Source organism: Novosphingobium sp. HR1a, from assembly GCF_015594425.1.
Classification (GTDB): Bacteria; Pseudomonadota; Alphaproteobacteria; order Sphingomonadales; family Sphingomonadaceae; genus Novosphingobium; species Novosphingobium resinovorum_A.
This window is the reverse complement of the sequence record NZ_JABXWS010000030.1, coordinates 45,522-63,263: the sequence shown is the minus strand read 5'-3', so window position 1 is coordinate 63,263 and position 17,742 is coordinate 45,522. Positions and strand designations below refer to the sequence as shown.

General features: G+C 64.9%; 12 protein-coding genes and 2 pseudogenes. 12 read left to right on the top strand and 2 right to left on the bottom strand.

What is annotated here, in order from left to right:
- The 3 genes and pseudogenes from HWN72_RS05985 to HWN72_RS05975 all read left to right on the top strand — a co-directional run.
- Positions 1 to 764 (top strand): TetR/AcrR family transcriptional regulator (locus HWN72_RS05985; RefSeq protein WP_211149970.1); only part of this gene is annotated, 764 nt, incomplete at its 5' end.
- Positions 765 to 863: 99 nt separating this feature from the next.
- Entirely contained in the window at positions 864 to 1,643 is a 780-nt protein-coding gene (locus HWN72_RS05980; protein ID WP_069707626.1) for an SDR family NAD(P)-dependent oxidoreductase, read from the top strand.
- A gap of 96 nt (positions 1,644 to 1,739) precedes the next feature.
- Positions 1,740 to 2,683, top strand: a pseudogene (locus tag HWN72_RS05975) (formylglycine-generating enzyme family protein).
- Between the two features lie 150 nt (positions 2,684 to 2,833).
- On the opposite strand, the gene HWN72_RS05970 reads toward HWN72_RS05975, so the two are convergent.
- Both HWN72_RS05970 and HWN72_RS05965 read right to left on the bottom strand, forming a co-directional pair.
- The gene (locus tag HWN72_RS05970; RefSeq protein WP_069707625.1) at positions 2,834 to 4,063 is read right to left on the bottom strand and encodes an MFS transporter; all 1,230 of its coding nucleotides are present in this window, start codon (positions 4,061 to 4,063) and stop codon (positions 2,834 to 2,836) included.
- A gap of 13 nt (positions 4,064 to 4,076) precedes the next feature.
- Positions 4,077 to 5,111 carry an aldo/keto reductase gene (locus tag HWN72_RS05965; RefSeq protein WP_069707624.1) on the bottom strand — a complete coding sequence of 345 codons (1,035 nt, stop codon included), beginning with the start codon at positions 5,109 to 5,111 and terminating at the stop codon, positions 4,077 to 4,079.
- Between the two features lie 88 nt (positions 5,112 to 5,199).
- Between HWN72_RS05965 and HWN72_RS05960 the strand changes: the two genes are divergently transcribed.
- The 9 genes and pseudogenes from HWN72_RS05960 to epsC all read left to right on the top strand — a co-directional run bounded on the left by HWN72_RS05960 (position 5,200) and on the right by epsC (position 17,715).
- Positions 5,200 to 6,105, top strand: a complete 906-nt coding sequence (locus HWN72_RS05960) for a LysR family transcriptional regulator (protein ID WP_197524418.1) — start codon at positions 5,200 to 5,202, stop codon at positions 6,103 to 6,105.
- Between the two features lie 398 nt (positions 6,106 to 6,503).
- A complete protein-coding gene (locus tag HWN72_RS05955; RefSeq protein ID WP_156799754.1) occupies positions 6,504 to 8,807 on the top strand; it encodes a TonB-dependent receptor in 2,304 nt (767 codons plus the stop codon).
- A gap of 58 nt (positions 8,808 to 8,865) precedes the next feature.
- Entirely contained in the window at positions 8,866 to 10,242 is a 1,377-nt protein-coding gene (locus HWN72_RS05950) for an LLM class flavin-dependent oxidoreductase (RefSeq protein ID WP_069707622.1), read from the top strand.
- Positions 10,239 to 11,765, top strand: coding sequence for an ABC transporter substrate-binding protein (locus HWN72_RS05945; protein WP_069707621.1), 1,527 nt, complete (start codon positions 10,239 to 10,241; stop codon positions 11,763 to 11,765). Before HWN72_RS05950 ends, HWN72_RS05945 begins: the two co-directional genes overlap by 4 nt.
- On the top strand, positions 11,762 to 12,793 hold the full coding sequence (locus HWN72_RS05940) for an ABC transporter permease (RefSeq protein ID WP_211149969.1): 1,032 nt from the start codon (positions 11,762 to 11,764) through the stop codon (positions 12,791 to 12,793). Before HWN72_RS05945 ends, HWN72_RS05940 begins: the two co-directional genes overlap by 4 nt.
- 4 nt (positions 12,794 to 12,797) lie before the next feature.
- Positions 12,798 to 13,619 carry an ABC transporter permease gene (locus tag HWN72_RS05935; protein WP_069707620.1) on the top strand — a complete coding sequence of 274 codons (822 nt, stop codon included), beginning with the start codon at positions 12,798 to 12,800 and terminating at the stop codon, positions 13,617 to 13,619.
- Positions 13,616 to 15,307, top strand: a complete 1,692-nt coding sequence (locus HWN72_RS05930; RefSeq protein WP_083274568.1) for an ABC transporter ATP-binding protein — start codon at positions 13,616 to 13,618, stop codon at positions 15,305 to 15,307. The genes HWN72_RS05935 and HWN72_RS05930 overlap by 4 nt, the downstream gene beginning before the upstream one ends.
- Before the next feature lie 11 nt (positions 15,308 to 15,318).
- Positions 15,319 to 16,680 (top strand): NtaA/DmoA family FMN-dependent monooxygenase, encoded by a 1,362-nt coding sequence (locus HWN72_RS05925; protein ID WP_069707619.1) that lies wholly within the window; start codon positions 15,319 to 15,321, stop codon positions 16,678 to 16,680.
- Positions 16,681 to 16,717: 37 nt separating this feature from the next.
- Positions 16,718 to 17,715, top strand: a pseudogene (gene epsC / locus HWN72_RS05920) (serine O-acetyltransferase EpsC).
- The last annotated feature ends 27 nt before the right edge of the window (positions 17,716 to 17,742 follow it).

The window sequence follows — 17,742 nt, the reverse complement described above, 5'->3', positions numbered from 1 at the left end:
TTGTCAGGCGTCCATTGGCGGCACATCGGGTATCGCGGATGGACGGGCGCGAAGGAGGATTGCCGGAAATGCTGCGCGAACTGGAATTCGCACCCGGCTCGTGTACGGATCGCAAGGTGACCGACCCGCCGCTTCATTTCGCCGACGATGCAAAGATCCGCATCATCGCCGCCGCCGAATCGCTCTATGCCACGCGCTCGATCGAGAGCGTGTCGTTCCGCGAGATCGCCCAGCTTGCGGGCAACCGGAACACCAATGCGGTGCAGTACCACTTCGGTAACCGGGACACGCTGGTGCAGGCGATCTTCGCCTGGCGTGTGTGGCAGATGGAACCGGCGCGCGGCGCGGCGCTGGCCGAAGTCGAGCGCAGCGGCGGCAGTTTCGACCTGAGAACCCTGCTTCGCATCCTGTGTGAGCCGATCCTCGACCTGACCGACGATCAGGGCCGCCACACGTATGCGGCGTTCATGAGCAAGTATCTGCAGCAGCAGCGCCCCGCCGGGATCATGCACGCCGCTGACAATCGCCCCGATCTCAGCCGGAACCTGCGCACGACCATCAATCACATAAATGCGATCGTCGATGCGGAAGACCCGTACCTGGGCGATTACCGCATCGCGCTAGCCTATCTGGTGGTCATCAACATGATGGTACTCTCGGACAACGAGAACCTGCCGAAGCGCGACCCCGAACGCTTCCGCCAGCGCTTCGACATCGCGCTGGACATGGCCACGGTCGCGCTGGAGGCCAGTTGCAAAACATGAAGCCCTAGCCCTGTTGTCAGGCGACATGCGTGGCGGCGCTTCCGATGAAAGCAGTAACAGGCCGGACCGATCCGGCCGACCGGGAAGAGGACGAAGATCATGACCGACAACGCGCGCAATCGGCTGGACGGCAAAGTGGCGATCGTCACGGGTGCCGGAATGGGTATGGGCGCGGCGACTGCCCGGGTCTTCGCAGGGTACGGCGCAAGGGTGATCGTCTCCGACATCAATGCCGGAGCGGGCGAGGAGACCGTCGCCGCGATCCTCTCCGCCGGCGGCGAGGCCCGGTTCATCCACTGCGACGTCGGTGAGGAGGCGCAAGTGCGCGACCTTGTCGCGGGCGCGGTATCGGCTTTCGGGCGCCTGGACTGCGCGGTGAACAACGCTGCGGTCACGCCGGACACGCTGCCCATCGCCGAGGCCGACATGGACGTGTGGGACCGCGTCATCCGCATCGATCTGCGCGCGGTGATGCTCTGCATGAAATACCAGATCCGCCAGTTCATCGGGCAGGGCGGAGGCGGCGCTATCGTCAATGTCGGCTCGGTCAGTTCGGTGCGGCCGCAGCCGGGTAACTCGGCCTACGTGGCGGCCAAGCACGGGGTCATCGGCCTGACCAAGACCGGCAGCCTCGAATACGCACCGCAGGGAATCCGCGTGAACGCCGTGCTTCCCGGCGCGATCGACACGCCGATGCTGCGCGGCGCGCTGGATGCCAGCGGCCACACCGAAGCCGACTTCGCTCCGGCGCTCAGCCTGCTGGGCCGCTTCGGCAAGCCCGAGGAAGTGGCCGAAGCCAGCGCCTGGCTGTGTTCCGATGCGTCCAGCTACGTCACCGGCCACAGCCTTGCGGTGGAGGCCGGCTATCTGACCCGATGACGGGCATGGAGGGCGGATTCAAGCTTGCCGGGACCGAAATCTGACATGACCACCGCCTATCAGGATGCCGAAGACGGAATGCAGGTGCGGCCCGGTATGGCCTGGGTCGCGGGCGGCAGTTTCACGATGGGGTCGGAGCGATTCTATCCCGAGGAAGCGCCGCTGCGCCGTGTCTCGGTCGACGGTTTCTGGATCGACACCACGCCCGTCACCAATCGCCAGTTCGCGGCATTCGTCGAGGCGACGGGATACACCACCGTCGCCGAGATCGCGCCCGATCCGAAGGACTATCCCGGCATGCTGCCCGGCATGGACCGGGCCGGGTCGCTGGTTTTTCACAAGACGGCGACGCCGGTGGACACCTCCAATCCGGGCAATTGGTGGCGGTTCGAATTTGGTGCCGACTGGCGCCATCCGCTGGGGCCGGACAGCGACATCGACAGCCTTGGCCTATGGGATCATCCGGTTGTCCAGATCGCCTATGCCGATGCCGAGGCTTACGCGAAATGGGCGGGTAAGGCCCTGCCGACCGAAGCGGAGTTCGAATTCGCCGCACGCGGCGGACTGGAGGGCGCCGACTATGCCTGGGGCGACGAACTCGCGCCCGGAGGTGCGATGATGGCGAATTACTGGCAGGGCCTGTTCCCCTTCGCCAACCAGATGCTCGACGGGTGGGAGCGGACTTCTCCGGTCGGGACTTATGCCGCCAACGGCTACGGCCTGTTCGACATGATCGGCAACACGTGGGAATGGACCTGCGACTGGTGGAGCGACCGGCCCGAGGCGCCCGCGAAAAAGAAGAGCGGGCAATCGTGCTGCACCCTCAGCAACCCGCGCGGTGCCAGGCTAAGGGACAGCTTCGATCCGGCCCGGCCCGATCTGCGGATCGGCCGCAAGGTGTTGAAAGGCGGGTCGCACTTGTGCGCGGCCAACTACTGCCAGCGCTACCGTCCCGCCGCGCGCCAAACTCCGAAATGATCGACACATCGACCTCGCATATCGGTTTTCGCTGCGTCATTCGTAGCCATTCAGCGTACTGAAAAGTCGAGCTGAATTTGGGTTTTGCTAATACCGGCTTTGTCGACGGACGACCCGTTCCTGTCATTCGGGCGTCAATTTCCGAACCCCGGGTTCGGACGTTCTGCTTAGCCATCATGAAGGTCCATGATGGCCGTAAGCAATCTGACCGTTTAAGGGCTGGCCCGGGACATTCGTACACACGCCTCAGTTAAACCCATTTCACTGCAAAGCTCTTCAGGAAGCCCGACATGACTTGATGGAGACTTTCGAGCGCTCATCAGCACGGCGAGCAAGCCGACGCCCGACGCTGCCGCTCCAGCGATCGCGACAATGGGCAGGCTGAAGCCTGCAGCAATTACTCCTCCGCCCAGCCCGGCGCCGATCGCGTTGCCGAGATTGAAGGCGCCGATGTTCATCGAAGAAGCGAGGTTCGGTGCATCGGCGGCGGCACTCATCACGCGGACCTGCAGCGGCGGGACCAGTGCGAAGCTGGCGATGCCCCACAGGAAGATGAGCACGGCCGTCAGCCCCGCATACGGCATGGCAAAGGCGAAGGCGACGAGGATCGCCGTGAGCGCCGCCAGCGTCACGAGCAAGGTCCTGTCGACTGATCGGTCCGCAAAGCGCCCGCCCAGCCAGTTGCCGATGGTCAGCCCCACGCCGTAGACCACCAGCATCGCCGTCACGAAACCGATCGAGCCATGGGTCTGCTCGCGCAGGATCGGGGTGATATAGGTGAACACGGTGAACATCGCGCTCGCACCAACCACCGTCAGGCCCAGCGCCGCCAGCACTGGACCACGCATCAGCACCCGCAGTTCGGAGCGTGCATCCCCGTCCATTGGCGCAGGCATATCCGGCAAGGTCAGCCGCAGCGCCGCGATAGTCAGCAGACCGAGCACGGAAATGCCCCAGAACGCCGAGCGCCACCCCATGACTTCGCCCGCCCAAGTCGCCAGCGGCACGCCGACGACATTGGCGATCGTCAGTCCCATGAACATGGCGGCCACCGCGCCGGCTTGCCGCTGGGGCGGGACCAGGCTGGCAGCGACGATCGATCCTACGCCGAAGAAGGCGCCGTGGTTGAGCGACGTGACGATCCGCGCGAACAGCAGCATCCCATAACTGCCGGAAAGCGCTGCCATCAGGTTGCCCGCCGTAAAGATCGCGGCCAGCACAATCAGCAAGGTGCGGCGTGGCAATCGCCCGGTGGTCAGCGTCATCAGCGGCGCGCCCAGCATCACGCCGATCGCATAAGCACTGATCAGCAGACCGGCTGAAGGGATCGAGACATCAAGGTCGGCGGCGATGACGGGCAGCAGGCCCATCGGCGCGAATTCGGTGACGCCGATGCCGAACGCCCCAGCCGCCAGCGCGAGAAGTGGTGGATTGATCTTCATGATGCTCCTCCCGTCAGACAAGCGGCGGGTTCAGGCGGGCGAAACCATCCTGTTGATGATAGGGTGCATGGGGGTAGGCGGGCATCCGATAGCTGGCCTGATCGAGCTGGGCGACCTGTTCTGCCGTGAGTGACCACCCCACCGCGCAAAGGTTCTGGCGCAACTGCTCCTCGTTACGTGCCCCGATGATGACCGACGACACCGTGGGCCGCTGCAGCAGCCAGTTGAGCGCGATCTGTGGAACCGTCTTGCCGGTTTCCACAGATATCTCGTCGAGCGCATCGACGACCCGGTAGAGATGTTCGTCCTCCACCGGCGGCGCGAAGATGGCGGTCTGGTGTAGGCGGCTGCCTTCGGGGATCGGGCTGCTGCGCCGGATCTTGCCGGTGAGGCGTCCCCAGCCGAGCGGGCTCCACACCAGTGCGCCCACGCCTTGATCTGCCGCGAGCGGCATCAGGTCCGCCTCGTAGGCGCGGCCGATCAGCGAATAGTAGACTTGATGGGCCACGAAGCGCGGCCAGCCATGGCGATCCGCCGCGCCCAGCGCCTTCATCAACTGCCAGCCGGGATAGTTGGAAACGCCGACATGGCGCAGCTTGCCTGCGCGGATGAGTTCGTCCAGCGTCGCCAGCAATTCCTCCACCGGGGTCGAAGCGTCGAAGGCATGGAGTTGCAACAGATCGATATAGTCGGTCCCGAGACGGTCCAGCGCCGCCTCCACGCCGCGGATCAGCCGGCCGCGCGATACGCCCCAATCGCCCGGGCCGTCCCCGGTCGGCAGACCGAGCTTGGTGGAGATCAGCACTGCGTCGCGTCGTCCCTTGATCGCCGCGCCCAGCACTTCTTCCGACGCGCCGCCCGAATAGACATCGGCGGTGTCGAACAGGGTTATGCCGGCATCGAGGCAGATATCGACCAGACGGCGCGCTTCCTGCGCGTCGCTATTGCCCCAGGCCCCGAACAGGGGGCCGGAGCCGCCGAACGTACCGGTGCCGAAGCTCAGCGCCGGTACCCGCAGGCCCGATGCGCCCAGTTGCCGATATTCCATCGTGATCCCTTTTCATTCCGTGATGCACGCATAAATGGAATAGCCAATGGCCGCCGTTTAGGGGGCCGAAAGGCGAAAGATCTTTGCATTGGATGAAAAGATGCCCTTCCACGCCGATCGGGCACGGGCGCTGGAAACCTTCGCGGCGGTGATCTCCGAAGGCAGTTTCTCGGCTGCGGGCCGGCTGCTGGGCCTCACGCCCTCGGCGGTCAGCCGCGCGGTGGACCGGATCGAGGATCGGCTGGGAGTTCGCCTGTTGCTGCGCTCCACCCGCGCCCTGACGCCGACGGCCGAGGGACAGGCCTATCTCGGCAGCGCCCGGCGCATCCTCGCCGATCTCGACGAAGCCGAACAGTCGATCGCCGATCGCGGCGCCCCGCGCGGGCGGCTGAGGGTAAGCGCGGCCCATTCTCATGGCCGGCTGTGCATCGTGCCGTTGCTCGGCGAGTTTGCGCAGATTTATCCGCATATCATCGTCGATATCAGCCTCAGCGACCGGCTGGTCGACATCGCCGCAGGACAGGCAGATGTGGCGATCCGCTTTGGCCCCCTGACCGACAGTCCGCTGACCGCCCGCAAGCTGGGCGAAAACGGCCGGGTCATCGTCGCTTCGCCGGCTTATCTGCACCGCCACGGCACACCGGCGATACCAGAGGATCTGCATGGCCATAATTGCCTTAACTTCAATTTCCGCCGGGCCGAACCCGTCTGGCCGTTTCGCAAGGATGGGCGGGATTATGCGCTGAGCGTTCGCGGCACGATCGAAGCTAACAATGGTGAGACGCTGGGCCAGCTCGCGGCCGACGGTGTCGGCATTACCCGCGTGGGGCGGTTCAGTGTCCAACCCGAGCTGGCATCAGGCCAGTTGGTGGCGATATTGGAAGACTATAATCCGGGCGACATCGAAACAATCCATGCTGTTTTTATGGGCGGGGCGAATGTACCGGCCCGGGTCAGGGTTTTCGTGGATTTTCTCGCAGAGCGCCTGATCTAACATGGTTCGGTGCTCCAGGGTTTGGGCTGCCGACTGAATAGATGTTCAGCACAACCGGCCCCTCGGTCAATCGACGACGTCATCCATGCAAGGATGATGCGCTTGCTCCTGTCAAATGCCGTCATCAGCATAGCGCGGTGGCGAAGGATGCGCCGGGCTTTCGCTAAGAGCTTCTCGCCACTCCGAACAAGCAAAAGCCGCACTTGAGCCAAAGTCATATAGACTTCAGACTATGTCTATTGATTAAGTAGACATATATCCGTCACACCGCTCCGCATTCATCGAATGAGGGGGTTGGTTTGAAAGCGTTGTTCGGTAGGACTTTTTCTGGAAGAAGACACAGATTGCTCGCCAGCGCGGCGTCCGCGATTGCAGTCTCTGCGGTAATTTTTCCTCAAGTGGCTTCGGCCGAAGAAGCCGCCGGCCCGGCGGATGCAGCGCCCGATGGCGCAGACATCGGTGAAATCACCGTGACGGCGCGCTACCGCACGGAAAGCGCGCAGGACGTTCCCATCGCGATTTCCGCCATTTCCAGCCGCCAGCTGGAGGCGCAGGGCGTCAGTTCGCTCAAGCAGGTGGTCCAACAGCTCCCCAGCCTCAATATCCAGGGCTTCAGCGGCCGCAACCAGACGATCACGATCCGCGGCATCGGCACCAATGCCGGCGGCACCAACGACGGGCTTGAACAGGGCGTCGGGCTCTATGTGGACGGCGTCTACCGGCCGCGTACCGGATCGGTCATCACCGACCTGATCGACATCGAAAGTATTCAGGTCCTTCGCGGGCCGCAGGGAACCCTGTTCGGCAAGAACACCGTTGCGGGCGCGATCGACATCACCACGCGCGAGCCGCAGTTCCAGCAGGAAGCGCGGGCGGAGCTGAGCTACGGCAACTACAACCAGGTGCGCGGCTACTTCGCGTACAACGGGGTGGTCAGCGACGACTTGGCGTTCCGCATCTCATACTTGCGCAATCGGCGCGACGGGTTGATCTACAACACCACCCAGCGCGAGCATTGGGACAACCTCGACAACCATGCCGCGCGGTTCGACCTGCTCTACAAGCCGAGTGCGGACTTCAAGCTGCGCCTGATCGCGGACTACAGCATCCAGAAGGGCGACGTCGGCTTTACCAGCATCGCCGGCGTCCTGCCTACGACACTGGCGAACGGCGCGCAGGTCCGCGGGTTCTACCGCCGTGCCGCCGATGTCGGATACACGCCGGGCACCGTCAACGCTTTCGATCGCAAGACCGACATCGACTCCTCGCAGTACGACGAGATGCCCAGCTGGGGTGTCCAGGCCCGCGCGGACTGGGACGTCGGCCCGCTGACGCTGACCTCGATCACCGCATACCGCAACTGGAAATGGGTGCCCAATTACGACGGCGACCAGTTCGGCGCCAACGTCATCACCAACAGCGTGGTGGCCACCAAGCAGCAGCAGTTCAGCCAGGAACTGCGCGCCGCATCCAAGGGCGGCGAAACCATCGACTATACTGCGGGGCTCTACTTCTTCTGGCAGGAGGCCGACGACGACGTCATCAACCGCTATGGCCGCGACGCGACAACGTGGCTGACCACCGCGAACACGCCGACGGCATCGGTATCGACATTACCCTCTGCCGTGTTCGACGGCCTGACATCGTACAATCACGTCCTTCCCGCGACCCACAGCTATGCGGCCTATGGGCAGGCGACATGGAACATCTCCCCCTCGCTGCGCCTGACGGGCGGTCTTCGCTACACTTACGAGCACAAGACCGGCATTTATGAAGCCTACGCCACGGGCGATTACGCGCTCCTTTCCAGCTTCGATCCGGCGATCCGGTCCACCGTCGCCGCGCTGCGCGCCGCTTATGCGCCTGCGGGCGCCTACACCGCGTCGGACAACACCAGCAACGTGTCCGGCACCGCCATCGCCGCCTACGACGTTTCGAGCGACGTCCATACTTATGCGTCTTATTCGCGCGGGTACAAGTCGCCCGGCATCAACCTTGTGCGCCAGTCACTGGGCGTGGACATCTTCGTGCGGCCAGAGAAGGTCGACAACTACGAACTGGGTATCAAGACGCGCCTGCTGGGCGGTAAGGCGGAATTCAACCTCGCGCTGTTCTGGGCCGACGTCAGCAATTACCAGGCGAACTTCGTCAACTACGCAGTGACGCCTGCCGTCGGCTACATCAGCAACGTCGGCAAGCTGCGATCGCGCGGTGTCGAGGTCGATGCCCGCGCCCAGCCGTTCGACGGGCTGAACATCGGCGTCGCGGGAACCTACAACGACGCGGAATACCGCTCGTACCGCAACGCGCCCTCGCAGTTCCTCTATTCCTACCTGTCCTCGATGGATCTGTCGGGCCGCCGCGCTTCGGGCGCACCGCGCCTCGCCCTGACCGGCAACGCCGAATATCTGTATTCGGTGGGCAACGTCGATGCCTTCGCGGGCGGCGACATCAGCTATCGTTCGGGCTTCTACGCGGCGGTGAACCTCGATCCCTTCACCTGGGTGCGCGGCTACACGCTGGTCGGCCTGCACGGCGGCGTGCGCGATCCCGATGACCGCTGGGAAGCCTCCCTGTGGGTACGCAACCTGTTCAACAAGAACTACTTCAACACGCTCTCCGTCAGCGCTTCCAACGGCATCGTCCAGGGCGCTCTGGGCGAGCCGCGCATGTACGGGCTGACGCTCAAGGGGCGCCTGTGAGCCAGATTGTGAGCCAGCTGCAATCACCGAACGACCATCCGGCAAAGGAGTTACGGCAATGACCAGAAGAACCTTGAAGCTCGGCCTCGTCACGATGGGCGCGGGCGGTCCCGGCCAGCACAACCGCTGGCTCGATCCCGACATTCCGGCGGACGCCAGCGTCAACATCCGGTGGTACATCGAACAGGTGCGCAAGGCCGAAGCCGCAAAGTTCGACTTCGTGTTCATCGTCGACAGCCAGTTCATCACCAAGGATTCGCCGCCGCACTACCTGAACCGGCTGGAGCCGCTGACCCTGCTTTCCGCGCTGGCGACGGCGACGAGCCATATCGGCCTTGTCGGCACGCTCACCACCTCGTTCAACTCGCCGTTCAACCTCGCTCGCCGCCTCGCCTCGCTGGATCTCATCAGCGGTGGACGTGCCGGCTGGAACGTCGTCACCAGCGGCGATCCCGGTGCTGCGGGCAATTTCGGTCTGGACGAGCATTACGACTATGAAACCCGCTATGGCCGTGCGTTCGAATATATCGACGTGGTGCAGGGCCTATGGCGCTCGTACGAGGATGACGCCTTCCCGCGCGACCGCGAGACCGGGGTTTTCCTCGATCCCGCCAAGCTGCATGCGCTCAATCACAAGGGCAAGTATTTCTCGGTCACCGGGCCGCTCAACCTGCAGCGATCGCCGCAGGGTCAGCCGGTGATCTTCCAGGCCGGCGATTCCGATCACGGCCGCAACCTCGGCGCGCAGACCGCCGATGCCATCTTCACGCACTCAGCCTCGATCGAGGATGGCCGCGCCTTCAAGCAGGACATCACCCGCCGGGCCGTCGCGGCAGGACGCGGCGCGGACGACGTGCTGATCCTTCCCGGCGTCAGCATATACGTGGGCGACACCGACGAGGATGCCCGCCGCATCGAGACCGAATATCGCCGCGCGGACCACAGCTTCGAGCAGGCTCTCGGCGAACTCGGACGTTCGTTCGGATGGCATGATTTCCGACAGTACGACCTTGACGCCCCGTTCCCGGCCGAGACGCTCGAACACGCACGGCGCAGCTTCTTCACGCAGGCGCAGCGCATCGTCGAACTTGCCCGCAAGGACGACCTGACCCTGCGCCAGACCGTGGAAGTTCTCAGCGCCTCGCGCGGAAGCCCGTTCGTCGGCAGTGCCGAAACCGTTGCCAACGAGATCATCCGCTGGTTCGAGGGCGGCGCACTCGACGGCCTCAACGTGATGCTCGGCCACCCGGACCAGTTCGACCGGTTCCTGAACGAAGTCGTGCCGATCCTTCAGGCGCGCGGCGTCTATCGCAGCGAATACGAGGACACCACGTTGCGCGGCAACCTGGGATTGCCCAAACCCGCCAACATCCGCGCAGAAGCCCCCGCATCCCCGACTGCCCGGCGCGAAGAGCCGGCGCTGGCGGTCTCGTGAAAGCACGCTCCCTCGCAGGCTGGGCGGTGCTCCTGGCTGCCGCCCTGGCCACGGCCGGGTGCGGCGGCTCGGGCGACAAAGCCGCCGAAAAGGCGCGCGTCCGCTGGGCCTTCATGCTGCCCACGTCGTGGGACCCGGTGACGAGCCGCACCGGGGCCGACATCAACACCGTCAGCCTCGCCTATGCCTCGCTCACCCGGCTCGACAAGGATGGCAACGTCCAGCCCGCACTGGCGCAGAGCTGGACATACTCGCCGGACGGCAGGACACTGACCTTCCAGCTGCGCGACAAGCTGAAATTCACTGACGGCACCCCGCTCGATGCCGCCGCCGTGAAGGCCTTCTTCGAGCGCGGCAAGACGCAGAAGGATTCCTTCCTGCGCCCCGAGATCGAAAGCATCGCCAGCTTCGATACCGACGGGCCGCTGCGCGTGGTGTTTCACCTTTCGCGGCTCGATTACCAGCTGCCCTACGTGATGGCGGGCCGTGTCGGCGCTATCGCCAGCCCCACCGCCGCGGCGAAGGACAAAGCTAAGCTGGCGCTGTGGCCGATCGGCGCAGGGCCGTTCAAGATGGTCGAATTCGTACCGGAATCGCACGCCTATTTCGTCAAGAATCCGGATTACTGGGACGCTGCGAACATCCACGTCGAGCGTCTGGAACTGACCACGCTGTCTGAGCCGACAACGACGATCGCTTCGCTTGTCTCGGGCGCGATCGACGTGGCCTCGATCGGACCCAAGCGCGTGGAGGAAGCCCGTGCGCGCAAGCTGACGGTCACCACCGCCCCGTCGCTCAATGCCAGCGATCTCATGATAAACCGCAACAAGCCGCCCTTCGACGACCCGCGCGTGGCCGAGGCGGTGCGCTACGCCATCGATCGCGGCGAACTGGTGAAGACGCTCACGGCTGGTCTCGGCACGCCCACCAACCAGCCTTTCCCGCCGCACTACTTCGCCTTCGATCCGCAGACGAGGGACAAGTGGGCCTATGATCCCGCACGGGCCAAAGCGCTGCTGGCGCAGGCCGGCCACGCGCCGGGTTCCCTCACGGTCGAGATCGTCATCAATCCGCTGATCAACGAGGGTCTGCCGGAGCTGCTGCAGGCCCAACTGGGGCGCGTCGGCATCAAGTCGCGCCTGCGCATCGTGCCGCCGGGTTCATCCAGTTGGCAGAGCGAGGTCTATATCGCCAAGCGCCCGGCCACCGCAGTTGACGGCACGGTCGGACGGGAATCGCCGGTCCAGAACCTTCTGGCGGTCTACGGGCCGCAGGGCATCATGAACCTCAGCGGTCCTTATGCGCCGCCCGCGTTCCTCAAGGCCATCGACGAGGTGCGGGCCACCCCGATCGACGCGCCTCAGTACAAGGAGCGCCTGCAACGCGCCACCCGTCTGGGCGCCGAGCAGTCGCCCAGCGTCTGGCTGTTCAGCACGCCGTTCATCGTCGCCACCCGTTCGAGGGTGAAGCACCTCAACATCGTGCCCTCGCAAATCCGCTGGGAAGGAGTGACGGTCGAATGAGCACCGTTTTCGAACCAGCGCCGCCGCAGGCAGGGCCTATCGTAACCGGGGGGACCATCCGCCTGCGTCATGGCAAGGCGCTGCTGCGCCATGTCGGCGGGACGCTGGGGATCACCTTGCCGGTCTTCTTCATCGCCACGCTCATCACCTTCCTGCTGGGCGTGGTGTCCGGGCTGGATCCGGCAGCGGGGATCGCGGGCGACGCCGCATCGCCCGAGACCGTCGCGCGCATCCGCGCCGATCTCGGCCTCGATCAACCGGTGGTGTTCCAGTATCTGCACTGGATAAGCGGCGTCCTGCACGGCGACCTCGGCACTTCCTGGTTCAACGGCGTGCCGGCTTTTGAACTGATCCTGCAGCGCCTGCCGATCAGCCTTTCGATCGCGGGTGTGGCGCTGCTGGTGGGCGTGGTATTCGGGCTGGGCCTCGGCCTCGTGGCGGGCGTGCGCCACGGCGGGCGGCTGGACCGCGCGATCACGCTGTTCGCCGCCCTGGTCTCGTCCCTGCCGCCTTTCGTCGTGGCCTTCGTCCTGATCCTGATCTTCAGCCTCTGGCTCGGCTGGCTCCCGTCTTCGGGTTACGTGCCTTTCGCGGACGATCCGATCGGCTGGCTGGCCGCCGTGAGCATCCCGGCCGTGGCTCTCAGCGTCGATGTCATCGCAGACCTCGCCCGGCAACTGCGCACCGGCCTCGTTGTCGCGCTCTCGGAAAATTACGTGACCGGCGCGGTCGTGCGCGGCCTTTCGCACCGCCGCATCCTGTTCGTTCACGTCCTGCGCAACGCCTCAGGCCCGGCGCTGACCGTGCTGGCGCTCAAAGTGCCGATGCTGATCGGCGGCGCCGTCGTGACCGAGGCGATCTTCAACATGCCCGGAATGGGCAAGCTCGCCGCCGACTCCGCCCTGCGCGGGGACGTGCCGGTCGTACAGGGCACGCTCGTCTTGTCGATCCTGCTGATCCTGGCCTGCAACTTGTGTGTCAACGTCCTGCTGGGCGTCCTTCAGCCAGCCGCGCGGCGACGGAGTTGAAACCATGATACGCCAGCTCCTGCGCTATCCCAGCGCCCGCGCCGCCTTCGCAATTCTCGCTGTCGTGGCCGTACTCGCCGTCTTCGGGCCTTTCCTCGCACCGCATGATCCGCTGGCGCAGGACGGCTCGGCACTGCTGCAACCACCCGGCACGAGATACTGGCTGGGCACCGACGCGCTGGGCCGCGACGTCTTCAGCCGGTTGCTCGCCGGATCGACCGTCTCCGTCCTTGCAAGCCTGCTCTCGGTGTCGATCGGGTTGGTTCTGGGCGTCGTTCCCGGCCTGCTGTCGGTCTTTCTCGGACGCCGGTTCGAATGGATCAATCTGCGTGTGATCGACGCGCTCATGATGCTGCCGTTCCTGGTCTTCGCCATCGCCATGACCGCGATGCTGGGCAACGGGCTGGTCCAGGCGATGTTCGCCGTGGGCATCCTCATCACCCCGGCCTTCTTCCGGGTGACCCGCGCGGAGGCCCTGTCCATCGCCAATGCCGAATACATCGAGGCAGCGCGCCTGATGGGTGCCTCGACCTCCGCCATCCTGCGCCGCCACGTCGTCGCCAAAGTGCTGCCCCCGGTGGCGGTGGCCGCTGCATCGATGACCGGCGCGTGCCTTTCGATCGTCGCCTCGCTGACATTCCTCGGCATCGGCGTCGTGCCGCCCGACCCGACCTGGGGCGGCCTGCTCGCGACCGACCTCGCCAACCTCTACGACCGCCCGTTCGGCCCGGTCGCCCCTGCCCTGCTGATCGTCGCGACGGTCTGGGCGCTCAATGCACTTGCCGACGCGCTCAGGGATTCCGGACGCAAGGAGACCGCCGCATGACGCAAGCCCAATCCGGCCTTCCCGCCGACAACGTCGTTACTCTCGACATCCGCCACCGCCGCCCGGAACCGCCTGCCGAGCCATTGCTTTCGGTCCGCAACCTCCATGTCGTGACGGCGCAGGGGCGAGAACTCGTGCGCGATGTGAGCTTCGAACTGGCAGCAGGAGGGACGCTGGGCATCGTTGGCGAATCTGGCAGCGGCAAGTCGCTCACCTGCCGGGCGATCCTGGATGTCCTGCCGCCGGGCCTGAACATCGCCTCCGGTTCCATACGCTTCGGGGACGTGGACCTTTCCCGGCTCGATACGGCGTCGTGGAAGGATTTGCGGGGGAAGGCGCTTTCGGCCGTGTTCCAGGACCCGGGCTCCTACCTCAATCCTTCGATCCCGGTGGGCCGCCAACTGGTGGAAGCGATCCGGGCGACGCTGCGCCTCGGCCGCACTGCCGCCCGTGACCGCGCGCTGGAACTGCTTCGCCAGGTCGGCTTCGAGGATGCGAGCGTCGTCTATCGGCAGTACCCCTTCGAGCTTTCGGGCGGCATGGCCCAGCGCGTGCTCATCGCGATTGCGATCTGCGCCGGACCGCGCCTCCTGATCGCCGACGAGGCCACCACCGCGCTCGACGTGACGGTGCAGGCCGAAGTGCTGGACCTGATCGACAGGCTGCGCCGGGACCAGGCCCTGACCCTGATCCTGGTGTCGCACGATCTCGCCGTGGTGTCGCAGATCTGCGAGCACGTCATCGTCATGCGCGACGGCGCGATCGTGGACGCCGGGCCCACGCGCAGCGTACTCGGCAATCCGCAAAGCGCCTATACCCGCAGCCTGATCGAAGACCATGCGGTCCACACGATCGAAAGCGCCTGCCCGACATCGGTGAGCGGCAAGCGAACGCCACTGCTCGCAGTGAAGGGGCTGCATGCGGGCTACGGAATCCGCACGGTGATCGAGGACGTCGATCTGGAACTGGCTCCCGGAGAAATTCTCGGCCTGATCGGCGAGACCGGCTCGGGAAAAACCACGCTCCTGCGTACGATCCTGGGCCTGATCCCGACGGCGAGCGGCACTATCGAACTCGATGGCGCGCGGATCGACGGATTGAAAGCCGGACCGCTGCGCGAACTGCGACGGTCCGGCGCGTTGCAATACGTGTTCCAGGATCCGCTGCGCAGCCTCGATCCCGACCTGACGATCGCGGCCTCTGTCACCGAGGGTCTCCATCTGCGCGGTGAAACCGATGGCGCCTCCATCGCGCAGGCACTCGGCGAAGCCCTGCAGGCCGTCGGCCTCGATGCCGCGCTGGCCTCGCGCCTGCCCCGGCACCTTTCCGGTGGGCAGCGGCAAAGGGCGGTGATCGCCCGCGCGCTGGCGCTCGATCCAAGGGTGCTGCTGCTCGATGAGCCCGTCAGCGCGCTGGATGCGGTCAATCGCCTCCATGTCCTGAAACTTCTGCGTGGTCTGGCGCAGGAAAAGGGTATCGCGCAGGTCTTCATTTCTCACGACCTCGGCTCCGTCGCGGGGATCGCGGACCGGGTGGCGGTGCTCTATCGCGGCCGCATCGTCGAGACCGGGCCGGCCGACCTGGTGCTTGCCAACCCGTCCCATCCCTACACCCGTCGTTTGCTGGCCGCTGCGCCGCGCCTGTCCGCGCAGCGCAGCGAAGCCCCCGCCGTATTCACCGCTCACTGAAAGGTCCGATCATGGCACGCGATACACTGAAACTGGGAGCCGTCCTGATCGGCGTGGGCGATGCATCCGGGACCGAACTCTGGCGCGATCCCCAAGTGCCGCTGGACGCCAGCGTCAACATCGACTGGTATGTGAAGCAGGCGAGGGAGGCAGAGGACGCCCATTTCGACTTCGTCTTCATCGTCGACAGCCAGTACATCACGCCCGACTTTCCCAACCATCACCTGAACCGGCTGGAGCCGCTGACGCTGCTCTCCGCTGTTGCTTATGCCACCAACCGCATCGGCCTGGTGGCGACCGTCAGCACAACGTACAGCGAGCCTTTCGATATTGCCCGGCGACTGGCTTCGCTCGACCTCATAAGCGGCGGCCGCGCCGGGTGGAACATCGTGACCAGTCAGGATCCCGGGACGGCGGGCAACTTCAGTCGCTCCGGCCATGGTGATTACGACACGCGATACCGGCGCGCGGACGAAGCGGTCGAGGCGGTACAGGGCTTATGGCATTCCTACGAAGAAGGTGCCTTCTCCCGCGACAGGACCGCGCCGCGATTCCTGGATCCTGCAAGACAGCATCGGCTCGATCATCGCGGGGAGTTCTTTTCGGTCACGGGACCGCTCAATATCCAGCGTTCGCCGCAGGGGCAGCCGCCGCTGGTTCAGGCAGGAACCTCCGATCAGGGCCGCGACCTCAGCGCGAGACGCGCCGATATCGTCTTCAGCTTCGCGCGCAGCACCGATGAAGCCATCGAACTGGCACAGGACATTCGCGCCCGCGCACAGGCGATCGGGCGCGATCCGGACGAACTGCTGTTCATACCCGCGCTCGGCGTCACCATCGCCGATACCGACGAGGAAGCGTTGCAAATCGAGCGCCAGAGAACGACGGCGGGCGACATACGCCGCCGCCTAGCCGCGCTTTCACGCCAGTTCGATGGGCACGATTTCAGCGGCTACGATCTCGACGCGCCGTTTCCCGAGCTTCCCCGTAGCGAAGACGCCGGGATCAGGCGGTTCCACGAGGATATCGAGAACGCCCGGCGTGCCGGCGTCACCCTTCGCGGGGTATTGGAAGCGCAAGCGCTCGGCTGGCTGCGGCTCGTCGGCTCACCCGAGACCATCGCCGATCAGTTGCAGCACTGGTACGAAAGCGGCGCCGCCGACGGGTTCAATCTCTTCGTCCAGCATCCCGCCGACTGGGATCGCTTCCGCGCGAAGGTCGTTCCCATCCTGGTGGAACGCGGCCTGTTTCGCGGACAATATGAGGCCGAGACCCTGCGTGGTCATCTGGGCCTGCCGTTCATCGACAACCGCCATGCGGCCGCGGGTCAGTCAAACCCGCCGGTCCGGCATTTAGAGCCGATCCAGAACTGAAAGCGCATACGGGGCACCAGCACAAGGAAGGAGCAGGATGAACGAGCTGCGCTCGGCCGAACTCGGGTCGGATCATGGCAGGGACGCCGGTGTGGAGACGCTCGATCTCTGGGACGTCGGCGATGTGGTGCACGAGCTTGCCCAGATCCGCCGCCACTGGCGCAGCACCAACGCACGCCACGTCGAACATGGCGCCAAAGGGTTCCCCTCCCGCGTCCGGCTTGCAAAGATCGCGGAAGAATTGAGCAGTGCTCTCTTTCCCTTGAGGCTGGGGCCGGATTTCGTCCGGCAGGCCAACGAGGATACGTTCATCACCCAGACGCTGCAGATCGCCGCCAGCCGGCTGCATGCGCAGTTGCGGCTGGAACTGGCCTATGCCGACGAGATCGAAAGCCCTCTGGCAGACCAGCGTGCGACGGAGATAGTCGTGGCTTTTCTGCAAGCGCTGCCCAACCTGCGGCGCCTTCTGGATCTCGACATCCAGGCCGCCTTTCGGGGGATCCGGCCGCCCGCAGCATCGACGAGGTGCTGATCTGTTATCCCGGACTTCTGGCCATCATCCACCATCGTCTCGCGCACACGCTATACCTGATGGGAGCGCCGCTGGTCGCGCGGATCATATCGGAGATCTCGCATGGCGGCACCGGGATCGACATCCACCCCGGAGCACAGATCGGCAAGGGCTTCTTCATCGACCACGGCACCGGCGTGGTGATCGGCGAGACGGCCGTGATCGGTGACAACGTCCGCATTTATCAAGGCGTCACGCTGGGTGCGAAGAATTTTCCAACCGAGGCCGACGGCGCTCTGATCAAGTCCCTCCCACGTCACCCGATCATCGAGAACGATGTAGTCATCTATGCCGGGGCTACGATCCTTGGCCGGGTGACCATTGGCGCTGGCTCCGAGATCGGCGGCAACGTCTGGATTACGCATGATATTCCCCCGCTCAGTCAGGTCATGCAGGCGCGGGAACAGAACCATCTGATCCGGCAAGCCCGGCAACAAGGGATTACCAGGTCCGAATTCAACTGACAGCCCGGGGAACCGCTTTCGCGAAGA